This is a genomic window from Verrucomicrobiota bacterium (assembly GCA_016871535.1).
Classification (GTDB): Bacteria; Verrucomicrobiota; Verrucomicrobiia; order Limisphaerales; family SIBE01; genus VHCZ01.
This window is the reverse complement of sequence record VHCZ01000016.1, coordinates 37,589-48,440: the sequence shown is the minus strand read 5'-3', so window position 1 is coordinate 48,440 and position 10,852 is coordinate 37,589. Positions and strand designations below refer to the sequence as shown.

At 58.3% G+C, this 10,852-nt stretch carries 9 protein-coding genes and 1 pseudogene; 9 read left to right on the top strand and 1 reads right to left on the bottom strand.

Translation table 11 applies throughout. The features are described from left to right. Nucleotides 1–25 precede the first annotated feature (25 nt). Together FJ398_04125 and FJ398_04120 are read left to right on the top strand one after the other, a co-directional pair. Nucleotides 26–334: a hypothetical protein gene (locus tag FJ398_04125; GenBank protein ID MBM3837141.1), complete on the top strand. Its 309-nt coding sequence runs from the start codon at nucleotides 26–28 to the stop codon at nucleotides 332–334. A 12-nt stretch (nucleotides 335–346) separates the two neighbouring features. Then, complete coding sequence (locus FJ398_04120) at nucleotides 347–781, top strand: DUF4832 domain-containing protein (protein MBM3837140.1); 435 nt, start codon at nucleotides 347–349, stop codon at nucleotides 779–781. A 147-nt stretch (nucleotides 782–928) separates the two neighbouring features. On the opposite strand, the gene FJ398_04115 is transcribed toward FJ398_04120, so the two are convergent. After that, complete coding sequence (locus tag FJ398_04115) at nucleotides 929–1,837, bottom strand: LysR family transcriptional regulator (GenBank protein ID MBM3837139.1); 909 nt, start codon at nucleotides 1,835–1,837, stop codon at nucleotides 929–931. 90 nt (nucleotides 1,838–1,927) lie between these two features. On the opposite strand from FJ398_04115, the pseudogene FJ398_04110 reads away from it, so the two are divergent. The 7 genes and pseudogenes from FJ398_04110 to FJ398_04080 all read left to right on the top strand — a co-directional run bounded on the left by FJ398_04110 (nucleotide 1,928) and on the right by FJ398_04080 (nucleotide 10,532). Next, nucleotides 1,928–4,177: pseudogene (locus tag FJ398_04110) on the top strand (restriction endonuclease subunit R). A gap of 175 nt (nucleotides 4,178–4,352) precedes the next feature. Then, the gene (locus tag FJ398_04105) at nucleotides 4,353–6,068 is read left to right on the top strand and encodes an SAM-dependent DNA methyltransferase (GenBank protein ID MBM3837138.1); all 1,716 of its coding nucleotides are present in this window, start codon (nucleotides 4,353–4,355) and stop codon (nucleotides 6,066–6,068) included. Between the two features lie 104 nt (nucleotides 6,069–6,172). After that, nucleotides 6,173–6,454: a hypothetical protein gene (locus FJ398_04100; protein ID MBM3837137.1), complete on the top strand. Its 282-nt coding sequence runs from the start codon at nucleotides 6,173–6,175 to the stop codon at nucleotides 6,452–6,454. Then, entirely contained in the window at nucleotides 6,432–6,881 is a 450-nt protein-coding gene (locus tag FJ398_04095) for a VapC toxin family PIN domain ribonuclease (GenBank protein MBM3837136.1), read from the top strand. The genes FJ398_04100 and FJ398_04095 overlap by 23 nt, the downstream gene beginning before the upstream one ends. Nucleotides 6,882–7,251: 370 nt before the next feature. After that, entirely contained in the window at nucleotides 7,252–8,544 is a 1,293-nt protein-coding gene (locus FJ398_04090) for a hypothetical protein (GenBank protein ID MBM3837135.1), read from the top strand. A 9-nt stretch (nucleotides 8,545–8,553) separates the two neighbouring features. After that, nucleotides 8,554–8,769 carry a type II toxin-antitoxin system HicB family antitoxin gene (locus FJ398_04085; protein ID MBM3837134.1) on the top strand — a complete coding sequence of 72 codons (216 nt, stop codon included), beginning with the start codon at nucleotides 8,554–8,556 and terminating at the stop codon, nucleotides 8,767–8,769. Nucleotides 8,770–8,819: 50 nt separating this feature from the next. Next, nucleotides 8,820–10,532 (top strand): hypothetical protein, encoded by a 1,713-nt coding sequence (locus tag FJ398_04080; GenBank protein MBM3837133.1) that lies wholly within the window; start codon nucleotides 8,820–8,822, stop codon nucleotides 10,530–10,532. Nucleotides 10,533–10,852: the final 320 nt, after the last annotated feature.

Genomic DNA, 10,852 nt, shown 5'->3' with positions numbered 1-10,852 from the left:
TGACGACGATAAGAATCTCCAAGGCTTGCCCAGCGCGAGCGCGTATTTCCGATTTTACTGGCGCGAGATCGAACCGCGCGACGGCGAGATCGATTTCGACAGGTTCGACGAATTACTCGCGCACGCCCGGCGCGCCGGCCAAAAGTTCGCCTTCCGGATCATGTGCACCGGCTCCGGCCAATACAGAGAAAAGGGAATGAAGCGCACGGTGAAGGACAGGCTGGGGTGGCGCGCGGATTGCCTGGGGGACATGGGTGGATTTTCCAAGACCTGGAATCACATGGACCATTTTTATCTGCAACAGTTGGCCAAGACCGGGGCGCAGGAGGCCTAGAAGACCGCGCCCGTGGCTTTCGAGAGTTGTTGGGATATGCGCAAATGGAAGCAGGAAGGTTGGGACATCAGTTACATCTTCGACTACGCCTTGCGCTGTCATGCCAGTTACGTGAACAACAAGTCGGCGCCCATCCCTGAAGGCGCGCGGCCGGAGATTGAGAAATTTCTACGACGGTTGGGTTATCGTCTGGTCGTACGAAGCCTCGAACACCTCGCCACCGTGCGCGTCGGGGACGAACTTCCGCTCACTGTCACTTGGGAAAACATCGGTGTCGCGCCGCCCTACCGCGATTATCGCGTCGCCTTTCGCCTGACGAAGCGCGGCGGGTCCACCACCCGGCTCCTCACGTTCGTTTCTGAGAATTCCATTCGCGGCTGGCTGCCCGGCCCGCGAACCACCGAATCGGCTGTCCAAGTCCCGGCCGGAACTGAGCCTGGCGAATAGGAATTGTCCCTCGGCCTCGTGGACCCGGCAACGCACACGCCCGCCGTGCGCCTGGCCATCGACGGACGCGACGCGGAAGGCTGGTATGCGGTGAGCCATTTGAAAGTGAGGCGTTGACTGTGACCGGCAATCCGGACTCCACAGCCGTCAGAAACGGCATAACTGCGACAACACAGCAGCGACTTGGCCAAGTACCGGCCGGATGCGGATCAACCGCGCATTGGTCGCCAGACACATTGGACGTGAGAAACGCTTCAAGAAGGGGAGCGCGACAGCATTGACTCCCGCCTCGAGCAAATCTTCTTCGGCGATATTCGGAAGGATGGCGGCCACATTTCCTCTGGCGACGAACCGCGCAAGCAGCGGGAAGGACGAACACTCGACCTGAAGGTTGAACGTTATTCCTGCCTTCTTCGCCAAAGCGTTGAGCTCGGTGCGAAAGCTTCCTTCGCCTTCAAGAGTTGCCAGAGGAATTCCTCGGAGTGCCTTGACGTTGACTTCAGGTCCTGCGGCCACGCGCAAACCCGGAGGAAGAAACAGGCGGTACGTTATCTCCCCAAGGGATGTGGTCTGAAGCGGACGGGTGGCGGCGTCCTTGCGCACCAGGGCGAAATCGATCGTTCCATCTCCGAGCCGCTTCACCGCTTCGGTAGTAGGGAGGTTCAGAAACTTGAGCCGAACATTGGGCAATCGCCGGCGGAGTTCCTCAAGGCGGGGCAACAGCAGCCACTGGATGACGCTCTCGCCCGCGCCAATCACGACTTCAACAGGACGTCCTCTACAATCGCTTTTGAAGTCAGACAGAGCCGCAAAACAGTCGCATGCGATGGTGTGCAGCCGCGCGCCGTACTCGGTAAGAGCGATACCCCGTCCTTTCCGCCGGATGAGATCGGTCCCGAAGAACTCCTCCAGTTCTTTAATTTGGCGGCTGAAGAGGCTTTGCCTTGCGGGATCGCCCTTTGCGGCCTTCGTGACGCCACCAGCCTGGGCGACCCGGCAAAAACTCTCCAATCGATCAAGGGACAAACCGCTCTCGCTGAGAAGTTCTGAAAACATGACCGCCAAGTTATGGGCTTTGCGATTTTTAGCCTAGAAGGATTGTCTGGTGGAAGCAATACTGGCGGCAGATTTGAGAATGGCGTTTAGATCAGCAACCAAAACTCGGAGGCGGATGCGCGAATTTTGATCGACGCGTTGCTGCGGCAAGCAGGGTGGGACCCGACGGACAAGTCACAGGTCCGAGCGGAAGTCTCCGTTTCCGGTGCCGAACCACTTCACGATTTTGAGTCTGGCGTTCCTGGAGCGGAGGTCGAACAGTCAAGGCGGACTGACTACGTTCTTCTGGCAACGAACGGCCGTCCGCTTGCCGTTGTCGAGGCCAAGCGAGCCCGGATCGACCCCTACACTGCCAAGCACCAAACGTTGCCGATGGCTAAATACATCGGCGCGCCGTTCATCTTCTTATCGAATGGCGAACTGACCTATTTCTGGGATTACGAAAACGACGACGCCCGGGTCGTCAGTTCATTCTACTCCCGACGGGATTTGGAACGCCTTCTATACTTGCGCAAGGAAGCCAAGCCGCTGGCGACCATTCCGATTCCCGACGATTACCTTCGCGTCGGCGAACCGCGAATTGTGCGCCCATACCAGAAGGAAGTCCTCCGTGCATTGGATCACGCGGTTGAGCTTGGCAAGCGCCGCTTCCTCATCGAACTGCCGACCGGCACCGGGAAGACCGACATCATCTGCCTCCATGCCAGGCGAATGTTCAAGGCGGGGCGCGCCGAGCGGCTTCTCTTCCTGGTTGACCGTGAACAACTGGCCGAGCAAGCCATCGGGGCTTTGCAGGACCTCTGCCCCGAATACAGCAGCTACTGGCTCAAAGCCGGCATGGCCACGCAGCAGAAGCAAATCACCGTTTGCCTGCTGCAAACGATGATCTGCCGCTACCACGAGTTTACCAGTGGTTACTTTGATATCGTGATCGCTGACGAATGCCACCGCTCGATTTATGGAGCCTGGCAAGCAGCATTCACGCACTTCGACGCCCTCCATATTGGCCTCACCGCAACGCCTGCGGCCTACATCGACCGTAACACGTACCGGTTCTATCAGTGCAAAACGGGGTAGCCGGATTTCGCCTACTCGATCGTGAAGGCGTTTGAGGATGGCCACCTGGTCCCTTACCGGTTTGCCAAGCGCATCACACAACTGATCGCGGCCGGCACGACGATTAACGGCGAGAACTACGATCCGGCCGAATTTGAGCGCGCGTGGACCAATGAGGACACGAACCGCAAGATGATGCAGGAGTTCGACCGGCTCGCGTGGGAAAGTTACAAGGAACTTGCGCCAGCGCAGCAGGATGACCCTGGCAAGGCGATCGTGTTCGCCCTTACGAAGCATCATGCCTCACGGTTGGCTTACTATCTCAACCAGCTTCATCCCGAACACGCCGGACATTACGCTGAGGTGATTACCTCGGACATTCACGCCGCCGACGCCGCCATTCGGCGCTTCAAGAAGGAGACCTACCCAATGGTGGCTGTGAGCGTGGACATGCTCACGACCGGCTTCGATTGCCGCGAAGTCCTACACGTTGTTCTTTGCCGCAGGATTTTCAGCCCGATCCTCTATCAGCAGATTCGCGGACGCGGCACGCGCACTTGCCCGAAAATCGGCAAAAAACGCTTCGTCATCTACGACTTCTTCCGCAACCACGAGTATTTCAACGACAGTGAGACCGACATTTTTGAAGGTCCTGCGGGCGGCAGCGGAAGTAGCGGTGGCACACGCCCGCCCGGCCCGGCTGGCGAATTGGTCGAGCTCGGCATCCAGGATGATTGGTTGGACGCCCTCACGTATGTCGAAGTCGGCCCTGCGGGCGAACGCGTTGACAAGAAGGTCTATGTCACGAACTGGGAGGAGTCCATCCGCGCCGCGGCGCAGAACGATCCGCTGATCCAGAAAATCAAAGACGGACAACCGTTGACTGAATCCGAAGAGCACGCCCTTGCCGAAAAGCTGAATCGTCCGGAGAACTACTTCAACGAGGAGAATCTCCGTCTGGCGTATCGACGCGCGGCCGGGAACCTCATCGAATTCGTCCGGCACGCGCTCGGTTTGGAGAAGCTCAAGAGCAAAGACGACGAGATCACCGAGAATTTCCATGCCTGGCTGGTCTCAAAGAACGTCACGCCCGAACAGGCCCAATACCTCGCGCTGCTCAAAAACCGCGGCCTCGCCACTGGCAAAGTCGAGTTGGAGGATCTATTCGAACCACCCCTGTCAGTGTTGAACGCCGCCGACGTCGGCATCGAACTCTTCGGCGAGCAAGGCTTGCAGGACATCGTGGCCGATATGAACCAGACGCTTTTCCGGAAGACGGCGTGAACGCAACCATGCGAACGGAGATTTCGCTCAACCTTTTCATGGGCCTTCTGCTTGTAGTCCTGCCTTTAGGCGGCCTTGGTGTGTCGGACCGGCTGAAGCCGGGACTCCATACCTTGTCGTCGGCCGCTCGAATGGGATATCACGTACCCGGTGGAACGCGTCCTTACCACAAACAATGAATCCCGAAATCCGCAGCAAACTCGACCGCATCTGCGACATTCTCTGGTCCGGCGGCCTGGCCGTTCCAACGCTCTTCGTCGAACAAATCTCCTACCTGATTTACCTCAAGCTCCTCGACGAACGCGAAGCCGAACTCGAAGTGAAAGCACGGCTGCTCAAGGGAAAATCGGGCGGCAACGGCAAGCCCCTGTTCCCAGACCAGGCCAGCCGTTACCGCTGGAGCAACTGGCGCTTCAAAAGTGGCAATGACCTCCGGGACTTCCTGCGCGATGAAGTGTTCCCCTATATGGCGTCGCTTCTCAAAGAGGAGCCGCAAGTGGCCATTTACTTCCAGGATGCCAAGCTGGAGATTGACGATGCCCACGTGTTGAAGGAAGTCATCGACGGGCTTGACTCCTTCAACTTCACCAAGCTGGGGCCGGACGTAAAAGGCGACATCTTCGAGTATCTGCTCCAGTACCTCTCGCGTCAGCCGCAGTCGGACATGGGACAGTTCCGCACGCCCCGCCAGATTCGCAAAGCCATGGTGGAAATGCTCGACCCGGACCTGGGCGATTCCATTTTTGATCCCGCCTGCGGTACGGCGGGATTCCTGATTGATGCGCTCGAGCACATCCTCTCCAAGTATTCCACCGAACCGAGCGAGGTGCCGATTTACGGCGAGGAATGGCTGGAAAAACGCGGCCTGACGCTCCCCCAGGCGAAGAAGGACATGCCCAACCTCCAGACCTACCGCAAAGGCCCCGGCGAGAAGGTTCCCGATTGGGAACTGCTCGAACGTTCCATCTACGGCATCGAAGTGTCGCGTCAGATGATGCGTATCTCGATGATGAATCTTGTCCTGCACGGCATCCGCAACGCCCGCGTGAAGCGCGCCAATGTGCTGTCCGAAATGGGCGGCCTGAGCGACGAGGACGTGAACCGCCGTTACCGAGTCGTCCTCTCGAATCCGCCGTTTGCCGGAATGTTGCCGACGGAATCCATTCGCAAGGACCTCCCGACGCAATCGAAGAAGAGCGAACTGCTGTTCCTCGGCCTGGCGATGGAATCACTCGCGCCCGGCGGGCGCTGCGCGATCATCGTGCCGGAGGGCGCCCTCTTCGGCTCCACCAGCGCGCACGTCGAACTGCGCCAAAAGCTGGTCGAGGATTTCGATTTGCTGGCGGTGATTTCGCTCCCGGCCGGCGTCTTCAAACCCTACGCCGGCGTGAAGACCGGCATCCTGGTTTTCCGAAAAGCGTCCGAGTCTTCTCCCTCGCCCCTCAGAGGGGCGAGGGCCGGAGTGAGGGGTGAAAAGGCCGACGCGACTACGAAAGCGCGCAAAACCTGGTTCTACGAAATCAAGAACGACGGTTACGACCCGGACAAAATCACCGGCGGCGGACGTCCGGAGACACCGGAGCGAAATGATATCCCGGCGATGCTCCGGCAATGGCGCATCTACAAGGACTCCGGTTTCAAGAAGCCGCCCGGCGTCGAGGCCGGGACGCTGCTTCCTCCGGAAAGCGACGAACCGAAGTGCTGGTGGGCCTCGTTGAAGTCGGTCGCAGAGAATGATCACAATCTCGCCGCCGGCCGGTACAAGCCGCAGGTTGGCGAGAAACCTCCGGAAGAAGACCCGGCGGAGCTCATCACCAGGACCTTGAAGCTGGAGCGCGATATTGCCGCGGGTCTGGAGAAACTGCTGAAGGAAATCGAAGCGGACAGGTGAGCGATGCCGATTAGTCGAGCAACTCCCGCGGCCATCAAGCAGATCGCAAACACACAAGGAGCATCGAATTGACACAGAGTGGGCAAACCGAGAAGCTGGAAAACATGAAGACGACCATCGAGTTGCCGGATCAGGTGTTCCAACAAGCCCGCGAGCAAGCTGAGCAGCGTGGAGTCGATGTGAACGAGTTTATTTCAGCGGCGGTGTCGAAACTGATTCAATCCGGCACTCCGACCGCTTCCCTCGCCGTTGAGCGCCGCGTAGAATTCCCGATCATCCAGGGCAAACCGGACGCACCAACGCTTACGCAAGAAGCAGTGAACCGAGCCGAGGAGCAGATTCTGAAGGAGGAGGCGGAATACTATGCCAAGTTTATGCGACGTTAACTTCCTCTTGTCGCTCTGTCATGGACAGCACCAGCACCATTCGATTGCGAAGACGCGGCTGTCCGAAATCACGCCGCCCGGACAGTTGGTGGTCTGTCGCGCCAGCCAGTTGGGCTTGCTGCGCTTGCTCTCTAATCCAGCCGTGATGAAAGAAAGTGTCTGCACAACCGATAGCGTTTGGCAGGTTTACGACACGATGATGAGCGACGACCGGTTCATCTATCGCGACGAACCGGCGGGTCTGCAGGCCAAGTTGCGGGAGTTCACCAAAGGCTTTCCCTTTTCGCCGAAGCTCTGGCAGGACGCCTATCTGGCGGCGTTTGCTGTCTGTTCGGGTCAGAGCTTTCTGACGTTTGATCACGGCTTCGACAAGTTTCCGGGATTGCGGCCCGAAATCCTGGAAGTCCCGCAGGACCGGGCACGATGAATCCAATAGGACAATGCCGGCAGCTTAAAAGACGACGCGGTGCGACGATTGCCCTCGTCACGGCGCGCGAGTCCCAAATCGATTATGCGAATCCCGATGGGATTCCGGCCCTCAGCCCAGGGTTGGCGTGGTGCGCCTACCCTGGGAAGCCTGTCCCGCAGACCCGCCAACCCCGAAGGGGTTGCGTCCCGACCGGCGTTCTCTGTGGCGCAACGCCGTTGGGGTTGAGAACGTTTTCGACCCGATTACCCAGGGTAGCTCGTGCCTCGCAACCCTGGGCTTTGTTGCGGAATCCCTTCGGGATTCTGCCAATCGAGCCGCTGACATCCATTGAAGCCCTGCAGGCGCGCCCGCTGGCGGAGGTGGTGCTATGAAGTGGTATCCAGTCGCTATCGCCCAAATCTGCGTCAAGACCGAGCAACGCGACCCGACGCTTTCTCCGGACATTCCTTTTCACTACATCGACATCTCTGCCATTGACAAAGACGCAAAGCGAATTGTCGCCGCCCCCGAGGTAATGGGGGCCGATGCTCCCAGCCGCGCTCGTAAGGCGGTCCGTTCCGGCGACGTGCTTGTGTCCACGGTGCGTCCGAACCTGAACGCCGTTGCGATCGTACCACCGGAGCTTGACGGGCAAATCGCATCCACCGGCTTCTGCGTCCTGCGTGCCAATTCAGCTTTGGCTGAAGCGAAGTTCATCTTTTTTCGCTGCATGACACCGGATTTCGTCAACGGCCTTGTTTCGCACATGCGGGGTGCGAATTATCCAGCCGTAAGCGATGAAATGGTGAAACGGCACAAGACGCTCCTCCCGCCACTCAGAGAGCAGCGGCGGATCGTGGAGTTGTTGGAGCAAGCAGATGAGTTGCGGCGGCAGCGCGCGGAAGCGGACAAACTGGCCGACCGCATTCTCCCCGCCCTTTTCCTCAAAATGTTCGGCGACCCGGCCGCTAACCCAAAGCGGTGGACCCGCGAGAAGCTGGGGCTCTTGCTGGACGGGATTGAGAGCGGGTGGAGTCCGGTCTGTGAGAATCGCCAGGTACGGCCCAATGAGTGGGGAATCTTGAAGCTTGGCGCTGTCACCACAAACCGCTATCTCGATCGCGAAAACAAGGCGCTTCCGGATGACGAAGAACCACAACCGGAACTTGAGGTCAAACCGGGCGATTTGCTTTTCAGTCGAAAGAATACTCGGGAACTTGTCGGCGCATGTGTTTACGTGAGGATGACACGCCCCAAGCTGATGTTAAGTGATCTGATCTTCCGGCTTCGTTTGAAGACCGACGCGGAAGTAAATCCACTTTATCTGTGGGCGCTTTTGACTAATCCAGGGAAACGGCCTGCAATCGAGGCGCTCGCGGGCGGCTCCGCCGGATCAATGCCAAACATCTCCAAGTCTAGGCTTGAATGCATGGAGGTCGAGAAACCGCCCAAAAGCCTCCAAGACCAATTCGCGCACTCAGTCGTTGAGTTGGACTCGCTTCGTGGGAACATGGGCACAGTGCATGAGAATCTCGAAAGTCTCTTCTCAGTAGTCCTGCATCGCGCGTTCACCGGCGAGTTGACGGCAAAATGGCGTGAAGCGCACCTGAAGGAATTGCTGGCCGAGATGGAGCAGCAGGCGCGGCTGCTCAAAGTTTCTCCTGACTCGGACGCCGATTGAATGTCACGTATGAAGAACACGAACTATGAGCTGATCATTTGGTGGAGCAAAGAAGACGAGGCGTTCATCGTGGATGTGCCGGAGCTTCCCGGCTGCATGGCCCACGGCAAGACGCGCGCTGACGCAGTGGCGAACGCTGAGGAGGCCATTCGGTTCTGGATCAAAACCGCGAGGGAAGACGGAATCTCCGTTCCCCTGCCGAAAGGTCGGCTCATGCTTGCGTGAACTGACCGCGATTGGCGGCGATTCAAAATTCGGGATACAACCTCTCATCAATGCTCACCTCTCTCCAGATGGGCGGCTTTAAGGCATTCTTGGAGCCTCAGCTATTGCCCATCAAACCGCTGACCCTGATTTTCGGCGCCAACAGTTCAGGCAAGTCGAGCTTGATTCATGGGTTGCTGCTGGCCCGGCACGCAATGGACACGGGCGAATTGAACACATTTAAGACTGAAGTCGGTGGCAGTTCAGTTGACCTTGGGGGATTCGCCCAGTACGTCCATCGCAGAAACCTTGAGAACCGAGTCCATTTTCGGTTTGAAATCGACACAGGTGATTTCAGCAAGCGGTTAGCGGATCTGCTGACTCCCGCCACGAAGCTGGCTCTTGAACTATCGATCGGGTCTGAAGTGGATGATCTGGGCAGGGTGGTTCGGGACGGACGGCCTCACGTCGTCACCGCAGCTTTGTTCGCGGGTAACGAGGAAATCCTCCAGTTAAGCCATCGAAAGCCGCGATCGACAGCAGCGCTCGCCGAGGAACTGAAACGTCTGCAAGCGTTGCCAAAAGAAGCGCTGCCGCGAGAGTTCCCATTTCGTGAGTACAGGATGGACCGAGTCAACCTGCAGCACGCCGCCATCAGACGGGCCGTGGAAGCTGTGGTCTTGTCCTCCACCACGGCGAGGGAAGCCTCGGAAGCTGATCTCAAACTGGCCGACGATGTTCTAGCAGAAGTCTTGCCTCGACTCGTAGTGGAGCGTATTCGGCTTTTGCCAGCAAGGGTCGTTGATGCCGCGTCGAAATCCTCTTCCTGGCCAGCTTTAACACCGATCAGCCGGGGCCGGCGCGTGGAGGAATTGAGAGCTGCGCTGCGCTTAGTCCTTCCTCGTATCTTGGGCGAACTTCTTCAACACGCCGAAGCCGCGTTGGCCGGAGCCATGAGGCAAATGCAGTACCTCGGCCCATTGCGCTCCTATCCACCCAGACACCTTGTCGCGGTCGAGGAACGTGATCAGAATTGGATTGCTGGCGGCGCGTATGCGTGGGACATCGTCCGACGGAACGAGGATGTAAGAGGGCGCGTAAATGCGTGGCTTTCTTCGCCTCAAAGGCTGCAAACCCCCTACCGCTTCCGAGTGGAACGATTTATTTCTCCGTCGCAAGCGGAGTCTATCCTTGCTGATAAGCTGGATGAAGAGGTCGAAGCCACTGAACTGAGCGACATCTCACACGATGAATACGATAGTGAAGCCGAAGCGAAAGAATTGGTCGAGAGACTCCTGAAGAATCAGGATTTGGATCACCTGGACGAACTTGTTTTGATCGACCAACGTACCGAGACTGCGGTTTCACACCGCGATGTCGGAATTGGCATCAGCCAGGTTCTGCCGGTGTTGGTGCACGCGTACGCCGACCGGAATCAGATGATTGCCATTGAACAGCCGGAGATTCACCTGCATCCCGCGCTTCAAGCCGAACTTGGGGAGGTTTTCATCGAGTCCGCTCTCGGTGACAACAAGAATACCTTTCTCCTGGAGACCCACAGTGAACACTTGATTCTGCGGATTCTCCGGCGCGTTCGCGAAACGACGGAGGGAAAACTGGAATCGGGAAAAGTCCCCGTGCGTCCTGAGGACATCAGCGTCGTGTTTGTTGAGCCGACCGCGAAAGGGTCGGTGGTCCGGCTTCTCCCGGTCACGCCGGACGGTGACTTCGGCGCGCCGTGGCCGGGCGGGTTCTTTGCGGAGCGCTTGAGCGACTTGCCATGATCAAGGAGATCGCTGTCGAACCCGAAGTCATGGCGAACTGGAGCCACTTCCGCGAGTTGTAGGAAGACTGCGGAGTGAGCCGTGGACGTTTGATCTCTGAGTTTCCTTCAGACTGGCGCGAGATCGTATGCCGCCGTGCCTACGACGTGAGTTCGACGAAGGCGGCCAGTATCGCGGCGCGGTTGAAGCCGTCGCCGGGCCTTGCATCGGTGAAGAAATGGATTCCAACAAGCCGCGCTTTCGACAGAGGCAAGGACTGGCTGTCCAACGCTGAGAGGCACGAATCGTCACGACCTTTTGACGTAATTGTGGCGCGCAAA

Excerpts from the sequence above, each read along its gene's own strand:
- FJ398_04115 (MBM3837139.1), bottom strand. The coding sequence starts at position 1,837 with ATGTTTTCAGAACTTCTCAGCGAGAGCGGTTTGTCCCTTGATCGATTG.
- FJ398_04105 (MBM3837138.1), top strand. The coding sequence starts at position 4,353 with ATGAATCCCGAAATCCGCAGCAAACTCGACCGCATCTGCGACATTCTC.
- FJ398_04100 (MBM3837137.1), top strand. The coding sequence starts at position 6,173 with ATGAAGACGACCATCGAGTTGCCGGATCAGGTGTTCCAACAAGCCCGC.
- FJ398_04095 (MBM3837136.1), top strand. The coding sequence starts at position 6,432 with ATGCCAAGTTTATGCGACGTTAACTTCCTCTTGTCGCTCTGTCATGGA.
- FJ398_04090 (MBM3837135.1), top strand. The coding sequence starts at position 7,252 with ATGAAGTGGTATCCAGTCGCTATCGCCCAAATCTGCGTCAAGACCGAG.
- FJ398_04085 (MBM3837134.1), top strand. The coding sequence starts at position 8,554 with ATGAAGAACACGAACTATGAGCTGATCATTTGGTGGAGCAAAGAAGAC.
- FJ398_04080 (MBM3837133.1), top strand. The coding sequence starts at position 8,820 with ATGCTCACCTCTCTCCAGATGGGCGGCTTTAAGGCATTCTTGGAGCCT.